The 18602-nt window shown below is 70.9% G+C and carries 20 protein-coding genes; 11 read left to right on the top strand and 9 right to left on the bottom strand.

The window, feature by feature from the left end:
• Positions 1-126: 126 nt before the first annotated feature.
• The 3 genes from DY218_RS20690 to DY218_RS20680 are packed head-to-tail and all read left to right on the top strand — an operon-like array spanning position 127 to position 2818.
• The gene (locus DY218_RS20690) at positions 127-1089 is read left to right on the top strand and encodes an ABC transporter substrate-binding protein (RefSeq protein WP_128557588.1); all 963 of its coding nucleotides are present in this window, start codon (positions 127-129) and stop codon (positions 1087-1089) included.
• A gap of 32 nt (positions 1090-1121) precedes the next feature.
• Positions 1122-2060, top strand: coding sequence for an amino acid ABC transporter permease (locus DY218_RS20685; protein WP_128557587.1), 939 nt, complete (start codon positions 1122-1124; stop codon positions 2058-2060).
• Positions 2057-2818: an amino acid ABC transporter ATP-binding protein gene (locus DY218_RS20680; RefSeq protein WP_128557586.1), complete on the top strand. Its 762-nt coding sequence runs from the start codon at positions 2057-2059 to the stop codon at positions 2816-2818. The genes DY218_RS20685 and DY218_RS20680 overlap by 4 nt, the downstream gene beginning before the upstream one ends.
• A 55-nt stretch (positions 2819-2873) precedes the next feature.
• Here the strand turns inward: DY218_RS20680 and DY218_RS20675 are convergent, their stop codons facing one another.
• The 3 genes from DY218_RS20675 to DY218_RS20665 all read right to left on the bottom strand — a co-directional run bounded on the left by DY218_RS20675 (position 2874) and on the right by DY218_RS20665 (position 5513).
• Positions 2874-3152, bottom strand: a complete 279-nt coding sequence (locus tag DY218_RS20675) for a hypothetical protein (RefSeq protein ID WP_128557585.1) — start codon at positions 3150-3152, stop codon at positions 2874-2876.
• A gap of 258 nt (positions 3153-3410) precedes the next feature.
• Positions 3411-4400: a chitinase gene (locus tag DY218_RS20670; protein ID WP_325052011.1), complete on the bottom strand. Its 990-nt coding sequence runs from the start codon at positions 4398-4400 to the stop codon at positions 3411-3413.
• Between the two features lie 351 nt (positions 4401-4751).
• Positions 4752-5513: a class I SAM-dependent methyltransferase gene (locus DY218_RS20665; RefSeq protein WP_128557583.1), complete on the bottom strand. Its 762-nt coding sequence runs from the start codon at positions 5511-5513 to the stop codon at positions 4752-4754.
• A 130-nt stretch (positions 5514-5643) separates the two neighbouring features.
• Between DY218_RS20665 and DY218_RS20660 the strand changes: the two genes are divergently transcribed.
• Positions 5644-6270, top strand: coding sequence for a CGNR zinc finger domain-containing protein (locus tag DY218_RS20660; RefSeq protein ID WP_128557582.1), 627 nt, complete (start codon positions 5644-5646; stop codon positions 6268-6270).
• Here DY218_RS20660 and sodX read toward each other — a convergent pair.
• Positions 6177-6629: a nickel-type superoxide dismutase maturation protease gene (gene sodX / locus DY218_RS20655; protein WP_128557581.1), complete on the bottom strand. Its 453-nt coding sequence runs from the start codon at positions 6627-6629 to the stop codon at positions 6177-6179. The genes DY218_RS20660 and sodX overlap by 94 nt on opposite strands.
• 229 nt (positions 6630-6858) lie before the next feature.
• Here sodX and sodN point away from each other — a divergent pair, with 229 nt between their 5' ends.
• Positions 6859-7254, top strand: a complete 396-nt coding sequence (gene sodN / locus DY218_RS20650) for a superoxide dismutase, Ni (RefSeq protein ID WP_128557580.1) — start codon at positions 6859-6861, stop codon at positions 7252-7254.
• Positions 7255-7391: 137 nt separating this feature from the next.
• On the opposite strand, the gene DY218_RS20645 is transcribed toward sodN, so the two are convergent.
• The gene (locus DY218_RS20645; protein ID WP_128557579.1) at positions 7392-8378 is read right to left on the bottom strand and encodes a DMT family transporter; all 987 of its coding nucleotides are present in this window, start codon (positions 8376-8378) and stop codon (positions 7392-7394) included.
• Positions 8379-8449: 71 nt separating this feature from the next.
• Between DY218_RS20645 and DY218_RS20640 the strand changes: the two genes are divergently transcribed.
• The 4 genes from DY218_RS20640 (at position 8450) to thrS (ending at position 12129) form a co-directional block, all read left to right on the top strand.
• Entirely contained in the window at positions 8450-9073 is a 624-nt protein-coding gene (locus tag DY218_RS20640; RefSeq protein ID WP_407703664.1) for a TetR/AcrR family transcriptional regulator, read from the top strand.
• An 81-nt stretch (positions 9074-9154) separates the two neighbouring features.
• Positions 9155-9628, top strand: a complete 474-nt coding sequence (locus DY218_RS20635) for a carboxymuconolactone decarboxylase family protein (protein ID WP_128557578.1) — start codon at positions 9155-9157, stop codon at positions 9626-9628.
• 39 nt (positions 9629-9667) lie between these two features.
• Positions 9668-10591, top strand: a complete 924-nt coding sequence (locus tag DY218_RS20630) for an RNA polymerase sigma-70 factor (protein ID WP_128557577.1) — start codon at positions 9668-9670, stop codon at positions 10589-10591.
• Between the two features lie 203 nt (positions 10592-10794).
• Positions 10795-12129: a threonine--tRNA ligase gene (gene thrS, locus DY218_RS20625; RefSeq protein WP_128557576.1), complete on the top strand. Its 1335-nt coding sequence runs from the start codon at positions 10795-10797 to the stop codon at positions 12127-12129.
• Between the two features lie 52 nt (positions 12130-12181).
• On the opposite strand, the gene DY218_RS20620 is transcribed toward thrS, so the two are convergent.
• Both DY218_RS20620 and DY218_RS20615 read right to left on the bottom strand, forming a co-directional pair.
• Positions 12182-13042: an ABC transporter permease subunit gene (locus DY218_RS20620; RefSeq protein ID WP_233521734.1), complete on the bottom strand. Its 861-nt coding sequence runs from the start codon at positions 13040-13042 to the stop codon at positions 12182-12184.
• The gene (locus DY218_RS20615; protein WP_199566812.1) at positions 13039-14043 is read right to left on the bottom strand and encodes an ATP-binding cassette domain-containing protein; all 1005 of its coding nucleotides are present in this window, start codon (positions 14041-14043) and stop codon (positions 13039-13041) included. Before DY218_RS20615 ends, DY218_RS20620 begins: the two co-directional genes overlap by 4 nt.
• A gap of 133 nt (positions 14044-14176) precedes the next feature.
• Between DY218_RS20615 and DY218_RS20610 the strand changes: the two genes are divergently transcribed.
• Entirely contained in the window at positions 14177-15511 is a 1335-nt protein-coding gene (locus DY218_RS20610) for a sensor histidine kinase (RefSeq protein WP_128557574.1), read from the top strand.
• Positions 15512-15582: 71 nt separating this feature from the next.
• Positions 15583-16197 (top strand): response regulator, encoded by a 615-nt coding sequence (locus tag DY218_RS20605; RefSeq protein WP_233521736.1) that lies wholly within the window; start codon positions 15583-15585, stop codon positions 16195-16197.
• A 36-nt stretch (positions 16198-16233) separates the two neighbouring features.
• Here the strand turns inward: DY218_RS20605 and DY218_RS20600 are convergent, their stop codons facing one another.
• The gene (locus tag DY218_RS20600; RefSeq protein WP_128557572.1) at positions 16234-17109 is read right to left on the bottom strand and encodes a hypothetical protein; all 876 of its coding nucleotides are present in this window, start codon (positions 17107-17109) and stop codon (positions 16234-16236) included.
• Between the two features lie 99 nt (positions 17110-17208).
• Entirely contained in the window at positions 17209-18507 is a 1299-nt protein-coding gene (locus tag DY218_RS20595; protein WP_128557571.1) for an RNA polymerase sigma factor, read from the bottom strand.
• Between the last annotated feature and the right edge of the window lie 95 nt (positions 18508-18602).

Below are 18602 nucleotides of genomic sequence, written 5' to 3'. Positions count from 1 at the left end.
TTTTGACATGCCCGGCACCCTGAATCGGGGCGTCCGAATGGCAGGATGCCGTAATCACACAAGGTCGCGACACCCGAAGGTGTGTGCCCGACCCATCGGTTACACCCCCCGCCGGAGGAACCCACCATGACCGCACGCAGCAGCTGTCGTAATCGCACCGCGAAGTCCCGGATTGCCGCGGTCGGCGCGATGGCGGTGGCCGGCACCCTGATCCTGACCGGCTGCGGCGACCAGACCGCCGATTCCGACGCTTCGGAAAAGCAGGACTCCGGCAAGGCCACGCTCGCCGACAAGCTCCCGAAGGCCATCAAGGACGCGGGTGTCATCAAGGTCGGCTCGGACATCGCCTATCCGCCGGTGGAATACCGGGACAAGGACGGCAAGGTCGTCGGCATCGACCTCGACATCGCCAAGGCGCTCGGTGAGCAGCTCGGCGTGGAGTTCAAGTTCGAGAACGGCACCTTCGACACGCTGCTCGGCGGTCTGCGCTCCAAGCGGTACAACATCGCGATGTCGGCCATGACCGACACCAAGGACCGCCAGTCCGGCGTCGACGCGGAGACCGGCAAGAAGGTCGGCGAGGGCGTCGACTTCGTCGACTACTTCTCCGCGGGTGTCTCGATCTACACCAAGAAGGGCGACACCCAGGGCATCAAGACCTGGTCCGACCTCTGCGGCAAGAAGATGGTGGTGCAGCGCGGCACCGTCTCGCACGACCTGGCCAAGGACGAGTCGAAGAAGTGCGAGAGCGACGGCAAGGGCAAGATCACCCTCGAGACCTTCGACAACGACCAGCAGGCGCAGACCCGGCTGCGGGCGGGCGGCGCGGACGCCGGCTCCTCCGACTTCCCGGTCGCCGCGTTCGCCGTGAAGACCTCCGGCGGCGGCAAGCACTTCGAGCTGGTGGGCGAGCAGGTCCAGGCGGCGCCGTACGGGATCGCGGTGCCGAAGTCCAACCCGGAGCTGCGGGACGCGATCAAGGAAGCCCTCGACGCCATCATCGAGAACGGCGAGTACGCCAAGATCATCAAGAAGTGGGGCGTCGAGGACGGCGCGATCAAGTCGGCCGAGGTCAACGGCGGCAAGTGACACCGACCGTCGCTGTTGAAAGGCATTGACCTGTGACTGTTGAGATCAACAAGGCGGGACCGGAGGACACCCCTCCGACTCCTCCGGAAGCCATCAAGGCCATCCCGGTCCGTCACTACGGCCGGTACGTCTCCGCGCTGATCGCGCTCGGCATCCTCGCCGCCATCGTCGTCGCCTTCGCGAAGGGCGACATCAACTGGGGCGTCATCCCGGACTACTTCTTCGACAGCCGCATCCTGCGCGGTGTCCGGGAGACCCTCATCCTGACCCTGGCCGCCATGGCCATCGGCATCGCGGGCGGCATCGTGCTGTCCATCATGCGGATGTCCAAGAATCCCGTGACGTCGTCGATCGCCTGGTTCTACATCTGGTTCTTCCGCGGCACCCCGGTGCTCGTCCAGCTCCTGGTCTGGTTCAACCTGGGCTTCGTCTTCGACACGATCAACCTCGGTCCGATCTACAAGGACGAGTGGTCGGACTTCATGACGCCGTTCCTCACGGCGCTGCTCGGTTTCGGCCTGAACGAAGCCGCGTACATGGCGGAGATCTGCCGAGCCGGTCTGATGTCGGTGGACGAGGGCCAGACCGAGGCCTCGCACGCGCTCGGCATGAGCCACCGCAAGACACTGCGCCGGGTCGTCATCCCGCAGGCGATGCGGATGATCGTGCCGCCCACGGGCAACGAGGTCATCAACATGCTGAAGACGACCTCCCTGGTGTACGTGGTGCAGTATTACGAGCTCCTGAAGGAGTCCAGCGACATCGGCACCAGCTCCGGCGCGACGGTCGAGATGATGTTCCTGGCCGCCTTCTGGTACCTGGTCCTGACCACCGTCTTCAGCATCGGTCAGTACTACCTGGAGCGGTACTACGCCCGTGGCTCGTCCCGGAGTCTGCCGCCGACGCCGCTGCAGAGGCTGCGGGCCAACCTGTTCTCCTTCTCCACCCGTTCGCCGGAGGCCAAGCGATGACTCCCATGGTCAAGGCCGAGGGCGTCCACAAGTCCTTCGGTCACGTCGAGGTGCTCAAGGGCATCGATCTCGAGGTCGCGCCGCGTGAGGTGTTCTGCCTGATCGGTCCGTCCGGTTCCGGCAAGTCCACGTTCCTGCGGTGCATCAACCACCTGGAGAAGATCAACGCCGGCCGGCTCTACGTGGACGGCGAGCTGGTCGGCTACCGGCAGAAGGGCGACAAGCTCTACGAGCTGAAGGACAGCGAGGTCGCCCTCAAGCGCCGGGACATCGGCATGGTCTTCCAGCGCTTCAATCTCTTCCCGCACATGACGGCTCTGGAGAACGTCATGGAGGCGCCGGTGCAGGTCAAGGGCGAGACGAAGGCGGTGGCCCGGGAGCGGGGCGAGCGGCTGCTCGACCGCGTGGGGCTCGCCGACAAGGCGGGCAACTACCCCTCGCAGCTCTCCGGCGGACAGCAGCAGCGGGTCGCGATCGCGCGGGCGCTCGCGATGGAGCCGAAGCTGATGCTCTTCGACGAGCCCACGTCGGCGCTCGACCCGGAGCTGGTGGGCGATGTGCTCGACGTGATGCGGTCCCTCGCGGAGGACGGCATGACGATGGTCGTCGTCACGCACGAGATGGGCTTCGCCCGTGAGGTGGGCGACTCGCTCGTCTTCATGGACGAGGGTGTGGTCGTCGAATCCGGCCATCCACGGGATGTCCTGACGGACCCTCAGCACGAGCGGACGAAGTCGTTCCTGTCGAAGGTGCTCTAGCCCTGCGGGGCGATCCGTGTGCGGCCCCGGAGCATCTCGGGGCCGCACACGGTGATCAGGGGTGACTGACGAGGTTGACCACCTCGTTGCCGGGACCGACGGAGTCGCCCGTGTCGTTGATGATGTTGTCGATGCTGCCGGTGCCGCCGCCCAGGGAGACGGTCACCATGTGGTTGAACCGGACGCCTGACGCCTCCGGCGCGGAGATGGCGCGGTCGGCGACCACATCGGGGTTGAAGCTGAAGAAGCAGTAACTGCCGAGCCCCCACGCCTGGTGGTCGGTCACGGAGTCGGCCACCTGATAAGCCGGATAGCCGCGGTTGTCTCCGTCCATCCAGGCTTCCTGGTCCGGCGGATCGTAGGGCATCTCATTCTGTTGACGTCCTCGCCCGCCTGAAGGAGGGCGATTCGCGTCTGCCGCGCCGATGTCGGGCGCTGCTCCGGGTGGGTTCCTGCTCTCTCCACGCGCAGTTTTCCGCCTGGGGTGATCTTCCATCCGGCGTTCGCAGTGAAGCGGATCGCCTGCCGGGTGTCCCGCTTGGACTTGAAGCGGGGCGGTCCCGGTCCCGTGTCCGGATCGTCGTCTCATCGGTCACCGCCCTTCCGTGACGTACCGGGCCAGCACGCTGGTGAACTCCCAGGGCTCCTGGTCCACTCCGGAGCAGGTGTCGTCGCCGCCGCCTCCCTCGCAGGGACGGTCGCGGTTGACCGACCAGAAGGTCAGCCGGGACAGCTGTGCCTCCTGCGCGTAGCCCAGGATGGTCTCGAAGTCCCCGACGGTGACGGTCTCGTCGCCGTCGGTGATGCCGTTCATCGACGAGATGCCCATATGGGTGTACGCCTCGGACTCGTCGTAGCCGTAGATGTCGACCAGCGAGCTCTTCAGGCCCTCGGCGGCCTGGATGGTCAGCTCGCCCATGTTCTGGCCGCCGCCGCCGAAGTTGAACGGCATGATGGTCCAGGCGTCGACGGTCAGACCGGAGTCCGCGGCACGCTGGATCAGGCTGGTGTCGGGGCCGGACTGGCCGGTGCCGAAGGTGACGTGGACCTTCAGCTCGGGATTGTCGCTCTGCACAGCCAACAGGGCGTCAACCGTGCGCTGTTGGACCTCGGGGTCGTCGTACGCCTCGGCCTCGATGTCGATGTCGATGGCCTTCAAGTCGTAGGCATCGATGACCTTCTGGTAGGCGCCGGCCAGCTCGTCGGCCGAGGAGCAGGACGTCTCGAGCTTGTTGCCGCTCCAGCCGCCGAACGACGGGATCACGTCGCCGCCGCCTGACCGGACGGTCTCCACCGTCTGCTCGTCGACACCGCCGGAGAGCGGACGGGATCCGTCCCACTGCGGGTCGCAGGTGCCGTTGCTGAGTACGAAGGCGAGCGTGTACCACTCGACGCCGGTGGCCTCCGAGACGGTGCTCGGGTCCGGCGGGTCGCCCCAGCCGTTGTAGAGGTAGGGCGCGACGGTCATCGGGTCGGCGGCCGCCTTGACGTCGGCGGGCCGCTCGGTGTGCTCCTCGGCGGCGCCCGCGTTGGCGAGGAGGCCGAAGGAGAGGCCGCCGGCCGCCAGCAGGGCGGCCGACACGGCGGCTAACCGACGGGTGCGACGGGTGCGGCGAGTGTGGCGGGCATGGCGCTGTGGGGGTGTCATGCAGTCACATCCGATACGGGTGTGGGAGTGGGGGGAGGTGATACGACCCTTCGGTCAAGGCTTGATTTAAAGTGCGCACGCAGTACGCGTCAAGGGTTTGGACTGGACCAGCGTTCAGCCCGGTGACTCTCGACAGCTGTGCATCCGTCCGCCGTCCGCACCGCCCGCCCCTGTTCGTCCGTTGTTCGTCCGTGGCACCCGCCCCCGTTCGTCCGTGGCACCTCAACCGGCGGACGCAGCGGGAGAGATGGGAGTGGATGCTGCCGAACACCCACTCCCCACACCTCACTTGAGTGCAAGCACCAGCGCGTCCGAGGGCGAAGCCCACACCGCCCGCGCCTCCGCGAACCCCGCTTCGCGCAGCGTCCGCGCATGCCATTCCACCGGCGGCACATCGCCGTCCGCGTGCTCGCCGTAGATCTCGAACCGCTTCGCGGTCGGCCCCGCGAGTACCGGGTCGTTCGCGGCGAGCTCCCACCACTGGGTCCAGTCGAGTGCGCCCGCGTCCTGCGCGGCCTCGCGCCGGGCGACCCGCAGGGCGCGCTCCGCCTCGTTGATCCGCGGTGTCGCCTGGTCACACATGTGGTCGGCGTTCATGAACACGCCGCCCTCACGTACGAGTTGACCCAGCTGCCCATAGAGCGCCGCCAGCGGCTCCGCGTGCAGCCAGTGCAGTGCGGTGGCGGTCAGCACCGCGTCGTAGGAGTCGTGCGGCAGCGCGTCCGGCCATCGCGGGTCCTTGAGGTCGGCGGTGACGAAGGTGACCCGGCCGTCCCCGGCGAAGGTGCCCTCGGCGATCGCGAGCAGTGCGGGGTCGAGGTCGACTCCCGTACTGGTGGCGTTCGGGAACCTCTTGAGCAGCCGGTCCGTAATACTGCCCGTACCGCACGCGAGATCCAGCACCCTCGGTTCGGGGCCCACCGTCGCCTCGACCATGTCGAGCATCACCCGGAACCGCTCCTCGCGGTCCGGCATGTACCACTCCTGCTGTCGGTCCCAGCTCTCCTGCCAGGCGAGCCAGTCGGTTCCCGCAGCGGTTTCCGTCATCGGAAGGCCTCCCTCTCGTCCTACGCTCTCGTTCTGCGCTCTCGTCCTACGCTCTTCGTAATACCCTGGATTGAGATTCACCCATTACCAGGACTGACCCGACCCTAGCCCGCCTCCGTAAGGACTACAAGTGGAACTGACCCATTACTCGGACTACGCCGTGCGCTTGGTCAACAGCGAGGAACCGGGTCGCGGCACGGACTCCCTGACCACGGTGGACGCGGTCCGGGAGCTGTTCGGCGGCAATGCCTCGGCCGCCAGGCGCGCCACCGACGCGGACGTCACCCGCTTCCGTTCGGTACGTGCCCGGCTGCGTGCCGTCTTCGAGGCGGCCGACTCCGGCGAGGAGACGCTCGCCGTCGACCTGCTCAATTCACTGCTGCTCGAGTTCCCCGTCAGCCCGCAGATCTCCGGACACGACTACCGGGACGACGACGGCAGGCCGTTGTGGCACATGCACCTCGCCGACCATCCGTCGAACGCGACCGCCGGATACGCCGCGATCGCCTCGATGGGTCTGGCCTTCCACCTCACCGAGCACGGCGTCGACCGCCTCGGCCTGTGCGAGGCGAGCCCCTGCCGCAACGCCTATCTGGACACCTCGACCAACCGCTCCCGGCGCTACTGCTCCGACCGCTGCGCCACCCGCGCCAATGTGGCCGCCTACCGGGCCCGCAAGCGCGAGGAGCGCGAGGAGCCGCGCGACGACCGGTCACGCAGTACGGGCCGCACCGCGGACAGCGCCCAGAGCAGATAGCGCAACGGACCGCGCCGTCCCGCCCCCGGCGGCCGGTAGCGCAGCCCGACCCTGGCAAGCACCAGTTCCTCGGGCACCGTGCCGTAGTCCGTGCTGTCGCCCCCCGCGTAAGGGTTGTCGCCGAGCACCCACCAGCCGCCCTCGCGGCGCTCCACGGCCCGCTTCACCACGAGCAGATCCTGCTGGAAGGGGTGCCTCAGCACCACCACGTCCCCCGGGCGCACCCGCGCCGCGTAACGGACGAGCAGCTGGTCCCCGTGACGCAGCGTGGGCACCATCGAGGGCCCGTACACCTCGGCCAGGCCGAACGGTTTGCGCGCCTCACCGGGCCGCCCCGGCTCCACCCCTGGTTCCCGCATCCGGCACCTCCCGGTCCGATCCTGGAACCAGTGTGCGCCCTCGGGCGGCCGGCCGGGCGCCTCCGGTCGGATCCCGCCCGGAGGCGTTGATGGGATCCGCCAGACCCTTCGAGAAGTCTCGAACCCGACCCTGGACTTTCGTCCTAAGCCCATGGGGCCCCTCGCGAAAACCCGTCCGCCACGGAGTAATGTCCCCCTTGAGAAGACGATCACGAGGAAGGACAGCTCCATGCTCTCCCGCCTGTTTGCCCCCAAGGTGAAGGTCAGCGCCCACTGCGACCTCCCGTGCGGCGTTTACGACCCCGCCCAGGCTCGAATCGAGGCGGAGTCCGTCAAGGCCGTCCAGGAAAAGATGGCCGGCAACGACGACGCCCAGTTCCAGACGCGCGCCATCGTCATCAAGGAGCAGCGCGCCGAGCTCGCCAAGCACCACGTCTCGGTGCTGTGGAGCGACTACTTCAAGCCGCCGCACTTCGAGAAGTACCCGGAGCTGCACCAGCTGGTCAACGAGACCCTCAAGGCCCTCTCGGCCGCGAAGGGCTCGTCCGACCCGGCCACCGGCCAGAAGGCGCTCGACTACATCGCCCAGATCGACAAGATCTTCTGGGAGACGAAGAAGGCCTGACCGGTCCCGTCGTCCGCCCCGGGGCGGAGCTCACGGACCATCCGACCGCACCCGGTCCGCACCACGCCGTTCCTCGGCATCGGTGACGGGCCGGGTGCGGTTTGTTTGGGGGCAGGGCCAGGTGGATGCCCGGGGGGTCATGGTTTCGTCGGTCCTCCGGTGCTGGGGACTGTGTGGTCCGGGGAGTCCCGCTGGGCGGATGGGAGCTCTGGGGTGGGGGCGGTGGTGTGGTCGTGGAGGGGATCGACTGTGGGCGGTGCGCGGTGAGTTGCGGTGCGTACGACCGCTACCGCGGTGAGGGCGAGGGTGAGGCCGAGGGCCGTGCGGGGGCCGAAGGGTTCGTCGAAGGCGAGGGCGCCCCAGACCGCGGTGACCGGGGCCATCAGGAACATCAGGGTGTTGACCTCGGTGACGCCGGAGCGTCGCAGGATGAGCCAGTAGAGGCCGTAGCCGCCGAAGGTCGACAGGACGACGAGCCAGCCGACCGCCAGCCAGAACGAGGTGCCCGCCGGCGGCAGCGCGGCCCCGGCGCCCGTGGCCAGGGCCGTGAAGACCAGGGCGCTGGTGGTGCAGTGGATGGTCAGGGCCACCGTGGGCGGCACTCGGGTGCGCGAGCGGCCGTCCAGGAACGTGGCCGCCACCAGCGAGAACATGCCGAGCAGCGGGATCAGGTACGCCCACCCGGCGACGGCGGTGCCGGCCGCCGCGTCGGCCGTGGTGACGACCGCGACTCCGCCGAGCCCGAGGAGGAGGCCGAGCCACTGGCGGCGGGAGACGTACTGGCGGAGCAGCGGGCCGGCCAGCGCGCCCGCGACGAGGGGCTGGATGCCGTCGATGAGGGCGGTGGTGCCGCTGGAGACGCCGAGCTCGATGGCGTAGTAGACCGTGAGCAGATAGCCGGACTGGGACAGTACGCCGATCGCCGCCTGCCGGGACACGTCCCGAACCGTCAGGCCGCGCCAGGCCGTTCGGGCCACGAGAGCGACCGCGAGCAGGACGGCGGCCAGCGGCAGGAACCGCCACATCAGGACCGTCACCGCGGGCGCGCTTCCCGCGCCGAGCTTGGCCCCGATGAATCCGGAACTCCAGCAGAGCACGAAGGCGGCGGAGAGCAGGACGTTCATGCCGGGGCCTCCAAGTAAACAGATCGGTATATCTGTACTCGTAGACTATACAGATCGGTATAGTGGGTGCCATGGGTACCGAGACGACGCAGACGGGCGGAGGGCCGCGGCGGACCGTCATGACGCCGGCGGCCGGTCGCGCCCTCGAAGCGGCCGGGAAGCTGTTCTACGAGCGAGGCATCCACGCCGTCGGGGTCGACCTGATCGCGGCGGAGGCGGGCGTGACGAAGAAGACGCTCTACGACCGGTTCGGCTCCAAGGAGCAGCTCGTCGTGGAGTACCTCGCGGACCGCGACGAGCGGTGGCGGGCGTTCCTCACCCGGTGGCTTGAGGAGCTCGAAGCACGGGACGCGGAACCGGACGCCGCCGCCCGCATCCTGGCCGTCTTCGACGCCTCGCGCGCCTGGACGGCCGAGCACAGCACCAAGGGCTGCAGCATGGTCAACGCCCATGCCGAGATCAGCGATCCGTCCCACCCGGCGCATCCGATCATCACCGGGCAGAAGCGGTGGATGCTCGATCTGTTCACCCGCCTCGCCGGCGAGGTCGACCAGGGCAGGGCCGAGGAGCTGGGCCGGTCGCTCATGCTGCTCCACGAGGGGGCGCTGGTCGCGCACGGTCTGCAGATCTTCGACGATCCGGTGGCCGAGGCCGGACGGCGCGCACGCGAGCTGCTCCACGTCCACGGCCGGTGACGGCCTGGCATGTCACAGGGCGGTGGACTGTCTCGTCTCAAGGAGTACGAGCGTGTACCGACGAGCACACAGGAGTACGCCATGGATGCCCGACTCGACTTCTTCAGCGCCCCGAGCACCCGCGAGGTAATGAAGCACCTGATGGGCGCGGGCAAGGTGGTCATGGAGTCCCCGCTGCCGGCGACGACGCGGGAGCTGGTGTCGCTGCGCATCAGCCAGATCAACGGCTGCGCGGGCTGCATCGACATGCACACCAAGGACGCCGTCGCCGCGGGCGAGAGCCCCGTGCGGCTGAATCTCGTGGCGGCCTGGCGGGAGGCCAAGCCGTTCACCGAGGCCGAGCGTGCCGCGCTCGAACTCGCGGAGGAGGGCACCCGGGTCGCGGACGCCTCAGACGGGGTCAGTGACGAGGTGTGGCAGCGGGCCGCCAAGCACTACTCGGATGATCAACTCACCGCCCTGGTGGTCCTGATCGCCTTCATGAACGCGGTGAACCGGATGAACATCATCACCCGACAGCCGGCCGGCGACTACGAGCCCGGACAGTTCCACTGAGCACCGTCCCGGCCACGTTCCGGTGAGAGGGAGTACGACGTGAGCAAGGTCGAGGAGTTCGAGGCGCTGCGGCCGCTGCTGTTCTCGATCTCCTATCGGATCCTGGGCAGCGTCGGCGAGGCCGAGGACGCGGTCCAGGAGACCTGGCTGCGCTACGACCTCTCCGCGACCCGGCCCACTTCGCCGAAGGCGTTCCTCTCCACCACGGTGACCCGCATCTCGATCGACGTACTGCGCTCGGCCCGGATGCGCCGTGAGTCGTACGTGGGGACCTGGTTGCCGGAGCCGCTGCTCAGCGACCCGTACGAGGACCCCGAGCGGTCGGCGGAGCTGGCCGACTCGGTGTCCACGGCGGCCCTGCTGCTGCTCGAGCGGCTGAGTCCGCCGGAGCGGGCGGTGTTCGTGCTGCGGGAGGTGTTCGCCTTCGGTTTCGCGGACATCGCCGCCGCGGTGGGCCGGTCCGAGTCGGCCTGCCGGCAGCTTCTCGTACGGGCCAGGCGCCATATGGACGCCGGCCGGCCGCGCTTCGAGGCGGCCGCCGAGCAACGGCAGGAGCTGGCGGCCCGGTTCTTCGAGGCGCTGACCAAGGGGGACATCGACGTACTGCGCGAACTGCTCGCCGCGGACGCGACGTTGGTCGGCGACGGCGGCGGCAGGACACCGGCGCTCGCGCGGGCCGTCGGCGGTGCCGATGCGATGGCCCGGCTGCTCGGCTCGGTGTATCCGCGGATCGCGCTGACCGGGGTGACCTTCGAGCCGCACGAGATCAACCGCCTGCCCGGGGCGGTCTTCCGCGACCGGGACGGCAGGGTGCTGCACACCCTGGCCCTCGAGATGGCCGACGGCCACATCCGGTCGGTGCTCTCGGTGAGCAACCCGGACAAGCTCGGGCACCTGGGTCCGGTGGCGGACGCCTGGGCCCTCCACGAGGAGGTACGACGGATGGGCCGGCGTCCGCGCTGAGGGGTGGCACGACCGCGGCGGAAACCGGTGGGCGCCGGCCGAGGCGTGCTGCTACCTTCGGGGCATGCAGCGCGCTGTGTCGATCACGACGACGCCGGAGAGTGTCCCGGCGCGCTGAGAGTTGTCTTGGTTCGAAGCCCCGGGGCGAGTGCCCCGGGGCTTCGCCGTGCGGTCACTCGCTCCCTTCCGCGAGGAGACCCCGTATGAATGAGAACCCGGTGAACCCCGATGCGGCCCCTGTCGGGCAGGACGAGGCCCCCGTCGACCACCGCAGACTCGGCCGCGAGCTCGGGCTCTTCGGCACCGATCCGCTGATGGGCGCCGGACTGCCGTACTGGCTGCCCGACGGGGCGACCGTCCGGCACGCCCTGGAGGAGTACATCCGGTCGGCCGAGCGGCGGGCCGGCTACCGGCATGTGTACTCGCCGGTGCTCGGCAAGCGGGAGCTGTACGAGATCTCCGGGCACTGGTCCCACTATCGGGAGGACATGTTTCCGCCGATGGCCCTCAAGGGTGGGGAGGAAGACGCCGACGGTGAGCTCGTACTGCGGCCGAGTCTGTGTCCGCACCACGCGCTGATCTATCGCTCCCGGTCCCGCAGCTACCGCGAACTCCCGCTGCGTATGGCCGAGTTGGGCGGCATGTACCGCTCCGAGCCGTCCGGTGTGGTCGGCGGCCTCACCCGCGTACGGGCGATCCAGCTGAACGACGCGCATGTCTTCTGCACCCTGGAGCAGGCGGCCGACGAGGCGGCGGCCGCGCTCGGACTCATCCGGCAGGTGTACCGGGATCTCGGCATCGAGGCGGCGCGTTGTCGCCTGTCGCTGCCCGACGACGACGCGATCGCCGACGATGACGCGGTCGCCGACAGCGGCAAGTACGTGGCCGCGCCCGCCATGTGGAAGCAGGCCGCCGCGCTGCTCACCGAGGTGCTCGAACGGTCCGGGGTGGCGTACGAGGCGGTGCCGGGCGAGGCCGCCTTCTACGGTCCGAAGATCGATGTGCAGATCGTGGATGCGGCGGGCCGCGAGTCGACCCTGTCGACCGTGCAGATCGACTTCCATCAGCCGGAGCGCTTCGGACTGCACTACATCGGCGAGGACGGCGCCAAGCACCGCCCGGTGATGGTCCATCGCAGCATCATCGGCAGCGTGGAGCGGGCCGTGGCCCAGCTCATCGAGGTGCACCGCGGCGCCTTCCCGGCGTGGCTCGCGCCCACCCAGGTCGCCGTACTCCCGGTGTCCGGCGGGGAGTTGGAGGAGCGCGCCGCCCGGGACCTCGTCGCGCTCTGCGCGGAGCGCGAGCTGCGCGCCGAGCTCGTCCCGGCCGGCCGGGGCAGCCTCGGCGCCCGGATCCGGGACGCCCGCCTGGTGCCGTACCAGGCGGTGGTCGGCGGCAGGGAGGCGGACGCCGGGGAGGTGTCCGTACGGCTGCGGGACGGGCGCCGGCTGCCGCCGCTGCCCGTGCGGGAGTTCGCCGACCGGGTGGCTGGTCTGGTGCGGGGGCGCGCGATCCGGCTGTGGGGCGACGAGGCCTGATCCGGGCGCGGCCGGCGGGCGTACGCGCCGGGTCAGTGGTCTGCGCGCCGGGTCAGCGGTCGCGGCGGTGCGGCACCAGGACGGTGACCGCCGCTGCGACCAGGGCCCAGACCGCGTACACGGACCAGGCGCCCGCGGTGGACCACGGGTGGGCGGCGGGCTCGTACGGGACGTCGGTCAGACGGTTCCATGCCATGAACGGCTGCGCGTGGTTGACGACGGCCGACCAGTGCCGTTCCTCGCTGAACGCGGGCGGCAGGACGACGAGTACGCCGAAGGTGAGCGCCAGGGTGGTCGCCGTGTGCCGCAGGATCACGCCGACGGCCATGCCGAAGAGCGCACACACCGGCGCGATCAGCGCGGACGCCAGGACCACCCGCCACGCCCCGGGGTGGCCGAGCGACACCCCCACGCCCCGCCCGGACAGGATCGCCTGGGTCAGCAGGAACGAGCCGAGCGCGGCACAGCCGCCGAGCACGGTGGTGACGGCGGAGACGACGAGCACCTTCGCCCCGAGCAGTGAACGCCGCGCGGGCACGGCCACGAACGTCGTACGGATCAGACCGGTGCCGTACTCCCCCACGACGGTGACCGCCCCGACGGCGGCGACGGCGAGCATGAAGCACAGCGCCGCATTGGCGTTGAAGGCCTCGTGGAACGGGATGCCGTCGCTGATGTAACGCTCGGCCTCGCCGGGGTCGTCGTAGGTCCAGTAGCGGTAAGTGTCCCAGGCCATCGCGGCGTTGAACGCGACGACGCCGGCGAGGACCAGACCGAGTGTCCACGGGGTGGACCGCAGGGACCACAGTTTGAGCCACTCGGCGGCGAGGAGGTCCGTGAAGCGGGGATGGGTGGGGCGGGGGTCGATGTCGCGGGGATGGGGATCGCTGCGGCGGTCGGTCACGGTGCTCATGCAGGGCCTCCGGGGTGGTGGGAATCGGCGGCGGGCGGCGGCGCGAGGGGCGTCGTCCGGTGCTCGACGTGGTCGGCGGTGAGCTCCCGGAAGGCGGCTTCGAGCGAGGGCGTCCGAGGGGTGAGCTGGAGGATCAACAGACCGTGCCGCAGGGCGACTTCGGCGATCCGTGCCTCGGAGAGTCCGGAGACGGACAGCTCGGTGACGGAGAGCCCGGCGACGGACAGCTCGTTGGCCTCCTGCTCCGGACCCGTCGTGCCGCCCCGCTCCACCGAGGCCCCTTCCGCCGTCAGGAGCGCACCCAGCGCCTCGGGTTCCGGCGTACGCACCGTGACGACCGGCGCCGCGGCCCGCGCGGCGAACGCGGCGAGCGGCTCGGCGGCGACCAGCGCTCCCCGCCCGATCACCACCAGGTCGTCCGCGGTGTTCTCCATCTCGGACATCAGATGGCTGGACACGAAGACCGTGCGCCCCTCGTCGGCGAGCCGGCGGAACAGGCCGCGCACCCACCACACCCCCTCCGGGTCGAGCCCGTTCAGCGGCTCGTCGAAGACGAGGACCGGTGGGTCGCCGAGCAACGCCGCGGCGATACCGAGGCGTTGGCGCATCCTCAGCGAGTAGCCGGCGATGCGCCGGCCCGCCGCATCGGTCAGGCCCACCTCGTCGAGCACCTCCTCGACCCGGCCGCGCGGCAGACCGTTGCCGCGGGCCAGGAACCGGAGATGCCCGCGCGCGGTGCGCCCGCCGTGCACATCGCCCGCGTCCAGGAGCGCGCCGACGTCCCGGAGGCCGCGCGGGCGGTCCCGGAACGGACGCCCCAGGACGGTCGCCGTTCCGGCGGTGGGCCGTACGAGACCGAGCAGGATGCGCAGGGTGGTGGTCTTGCCCGCACCGTTCGGCCCGAGGAAGCCGGTCACCCGTCCCGGCCGCACGGTGAACGAGAGCTCGTCGACGGCCGTCTTCGGCCCGTACCTCTTGGTGAGTTCGCTGACTTCGATCACACAGAACACCGTGCCGCCGGATGCCCGCCGCCGGCATCGGACCGGCGCCGACACCTGCGGGCGCCGGTGTCGACCCCGGTTGTACAGCCCTGGACCGATGCCCGGCCGCGGGGGCCCTGACTACGATCGGTGCATGCCCACGACCCCGGCTCCACCCCTGTTCAGGCGCATCTCGCCGGGCGCCTGGACGGCCTGTCTGTGGTGTGCGTACACGCTGGTGTCGGTACGGGCCTTTCTCGGCATCCCGCTGATGCCGCACAGCCCGGAGCGCACCCCGGCCCCGTACGACTGGGCGCTGCTCGCCGTGGCCACCGCGGTCGCCGTGGTCGCCGCCACCCGGCTCCTGCGCCGCATGCCGCTGCTCGCCTTCGCGCTGCTGCTCACCGCGACCTTCGCGGCGACCATCGCCGTCGACGAGGCGGAGATCGCCGTCCCGCACGTCCTGGCGGTGATGGTGGCGTTCGGCGCGATCGTGGCCGACTGCCGGCGCGCGGTGTGGGGCGCGGCGAGCGTCCTGGCGCTCGGCCTCGTACCCGCGTACGCGCTCACCCGCATCGCTCTCGGGCTTCCGCTCGAGTACTCCGGCACGCTCGGCAGCAGCTGGTCCTCCTGGGGCTTCTACGCCACCGTCGCCGCCGCGGCCTGGCTGGTCGGCAACTCGGTGCGGCAGTCCCGCGACCACGCCGAGAAGGTGCGCGCAGAGGCCGCCGAGCGGGCGGTGGCGGAGGAACGGCTGCGTATCGCCCGCGAGTTGCACGACATGGTGGCGCACAGCATCGGGGTGATCGCCCTGCAGGCGGGCGCGGCCCGGCGGGTGATCGACAGCCGGCCGGGCGATGCTCGCGAGGCCCTGTGCAGCATCGAGACGACCGGCCGCGAGACCCTGTCCGGGCTGCGCCGGATGCTGGGCGCGCTGCGCACCGCGGAGCACCGGCCGCGGGAGCCGGACGGCGACGGTGGCGGGGGCCTGCCCCCGGAGGCTCCCGCCGCGGACGGTGTGGGCCTCGCCGACCTGGCGCGGCTCGCGGAGACGACCACGGCCTGCGGGGTGCGGGTCGACATCCGGCAGTACGGCACGGAGCGTCCACTGCCGCCGGAGGTCGACCGGGCCGCGTACCGGATCGTGCAGGAGGCGGTCACGAACGTCGTACGGCACGCGGACTGCGCCTCCTGCCGGGTGACCGTGGAGTACGGTGCCGGTTCGCTCGCCGTCGAGGTGGTGGACGCGGGACGCGGGCTGGGTTCGGGGCCCGCGCACCGTGTCGCGGTGCACGGCTACGGGATTGTCGGGATGCGGGAGCGAGTCGCCCTGCTCGACGGCGAGTTCAGCGCGGGCCGGCGGGCGGGCGGCGGCTTCCGGGTGTCGGCCGTGCTGCCGCTGCCGCCCGGGGCGGACGGGCCCCCGGCGCACGAAGGGGGCGCGCTCGCCGGTCCCGAGGGGCGGCGGCGTCCGGAGGGTGTGCGGTGACGGGCGGGAGCGCCGCGCCGCTGCGGATCGTGCTCGCCGACGACCAGCCGCTGGTGCGGACCGCGCTGCGCATGGTGATGGCCGACGCGGACGATCTGGAGGTGGTGGGCGAGGCGTCCGACGGCGCCGAGGCCGCGCGGCTCGCCGAGACCCTGACCCCCGACGTCGTGGTGATGGACATCAGGATGCCCGGCACGGACGGCATCGAGGCCACCCGCCGGATCACCGAAGGGCCGTCCGGGGCGCATGTCATCGTCCTGACCACCTTCGACGACGACGCGTACGTGTACGGGGCGCTGCGCGTCGGCGCCGCCGGATTCCTGGTCAAGGACATGGCGTTGGACGACATCCTCGCGGCGGTGCGGGTCGTCGCCGGCGGGGACGGTCTGCTCGCGCCCGGGGTGACCCGTCGGCTGATCCGCGAGTTCGCGCGGCGGCCGGACGGCGGGTCCGCCCCGGACTCCGCCGCCACCGCCGCGCTCGACGCGATCACCAGCCGGGAACGGGAGGTCCTCACCCTGGTCGGCAGCGGCCTGTCGAACACCGAGATCGCGGCACGCCTGCACATCAGCGTCGCCACCGCCAAGACGTATCTGACCCGGCTGCTCGCCAAACTCGACGCCCGCGACCGGGTCCAGCTGGTGATCATCGCGTACGAGGCGGGCCTCGTGGCACCCGGGCGGTGACGGCGGGAGCCCAAGTCCCCGATGCGCGCGCCGGGTTCAGCCCTGCTTCATCGCCGCGAGGGCCGACTTCACATCGGCCCGGAGCATCTTCTCGACCGCCTCCTCGGAGGGCGGATCGGCGCGGTTCTCGCTGCTGCCGGCGAACCAGCTCCAGCGCATCTCGAAGGTGAAGTGCCCCTCGCGGACGGCCAGTGTCATGCCGCCGAGCGTGTCCTTGTCGTCCCCGCGCCGCTCGGCGATCAGATAGGCCTCGTCGCCGATCCCGCCGACCTCCTCGGTCTCGTACGCGTAGGTGTCCTCCGACTGGTCCTCGTAGCCCCGCTGCCGGGACTCGAACTCGCCCTTCGGATCGGTCTTCTTGTGCCATTCGGCGGTGGTGTGGATGTACGTGCTCGTCGAGCCGCCGCCCGGCTTGCGGTCCTCGACCGGACGGCCGCAGTGCGAGCGGTCGAGACCCGGCTGCCGGGAGGCGAACCTGGTCTCGCCGTCGTCGGACGTCTTCAGGGCGTAGCGCTTCTGGATCGCCTTGAGCTCGACGGTGCTGCACAGGTTCTTCTGGAAGGCGTTCCCGGCGAAGTCGGCGTCGCCGGAGCCGGATCCGGATCCCACCGTGCCGGTGAGCAGCAGCCCGCCCCAGACGGCGGAGGCGACGACCACACCGCCGAGGGCCCACAGCCAGGAAGGCGCGGAACGGCGGGTGCCGGGAGGCGGAGCGCCCGGACCGCCGGGCGGCGGCGGGTATCCGCCGGGCTGCGAGGGCTGCGCTGCGTAGGGATGGGGCGATACCGCTCCCGGAGCCTGCTGGTACGGGTTCGTACCCGGGGCCTGGGACGCCTGCGGAGGCTGCTGGGCGTACGGGTTGGGGCCGGCATGGGGATCGGAGCTCTGCCCGTACGGGTTCGGTATCGACATGACGCGCAATCTATCGCGCGCGTACGGCCTTTGACCGGGCAAGGGTGCTGGTCAGGGGCGGGTGCGGGCCCTGGGGCCCAGGAGGTGCGGCGGCGTGCCTCAGGCGTCCAGGCGTTTCGCCCTGCGCCGCAGATACTCCGCCTCCGGAGTGCTGAGCGTCTTCTCGGCGGCCGTCCGGTAGGCGGCCACGGCCTCCGCGCCGCGGCCGGCCCGCTCCAGGAGGTGGGCGCGCACCGCGAACAGCCGGTGGTGTTCGCCGAGTTCGCCGTCGAGCGCCGCGACCTCCGCAAGGCCCGCGTCGGCGCCGTGCACCATGGCTACGGCGACGGAGCGGCCGAGCCGGGCCATCGGATCGGGCTGCTGCCGCACCAGTACGTCGTAGAGCCCCAGGATCTGCGGCCAGTCGGTGTCCTCGGCGCGCGGCGCCTCGTCGTGCACCGCGGCGATGGCGGCCTGCAGTTGGTACGGGCCGACGGGGGTGCGGGCCAGGGCCTCAGGGACCAGCGCGAGGCCCTCCTCGACGGCGCCGGTGTCCCAGCGGGTGCGGTCCTGTTCGTCGAGCGGGACGAGTGTGCCGTCGGCGTCGAGACGGGCCGGGCTGCGCGCCTCGGTGAGCAGCATCAGCGCCAACAGGCCGGTCACCGCGCCCTCTTCGGGCAGCAGCCGGCGCACCGCACGGGTCAGCCGGATTGCCTCGCGGGCGAGCTCCGCCCGGTGCAGATCGCTGCCCGATGTGGCCGTATGCCCCTCGTTGAAGATCAGGTAGAGCACCTTGAGTACGGCGTCGAGGCGTGCGTCGCGGTCGCCGGGACCCGGCTGCCGGAAGCGGACGCCCTTGAGCTTCTGTTTCGCGCGGCTGACCCGCTGGGCCATGGTCGCCTCGGGCACCAGGTGCGCGCGGGCAATCTCGGCGGTGGTGAGCCCGCCGACGGCCCGCAGGGTGAGGGCGACCTGCGCGGCGGGCGTGAGCGAGGGGTCGCAGCACAGGAACAGCAGGGTGAGCGTGTCGTCCTCGGACGGCGCGCGGCTCTCGCCGGGCGCCGGTGCGGCGTCGTGGTCGCGTACGGACAGGGCGGCGGCCGTCTCCTCGCGCCGCCTGCGGGACTGCTCGGCGCGGAGCTGGTCCACCAGACGGCGGGACGCCACCTTGATCAACCAGCCGCGGGGGTTGTCGGGCACGCCCTGGTCGGGCCACTGTCCGGCGGCGGCGAGCAGGGCTTCCTGCACCGCGTCCTCGGCCTGGTCGAAGTGCCCGTACCGGCGTACGAGTGCGCCGAGCACTTGGGGCGCATGCTCGCGGAGCAACGCCTCGGTCCGCGACGGCCCGGCGCCACCGGCGGGCAGGTCGGCCCGGGCGGCCGGGTGCGTCGTGCCGTGGTCGGCGCCTGCGTTCGTCATGCCGACGATGGTGCTGTGCGCACGGGCGCGCGTCGAGCACCCCGCGCCGTGTGCGGGGTGCTCGGGGACTGCGCCGGCCTCGGGCCTCGGCCCGG

The organism is Streptomyces triticagri, from assembly GCF_003429565.1.
Classification (GTDB): domain Bacteria; phylum Actinomycetota; class Actinomycetes; order Streptomycetales; family Streptomycetaceae; genus Streptomyces; species Streptomyces triticagri.
The sequence above is the reverse complement of the archived record's forward strand: the minus strand, read 5'-3'. Positions and strand labels throughout refer to the sequence as shown.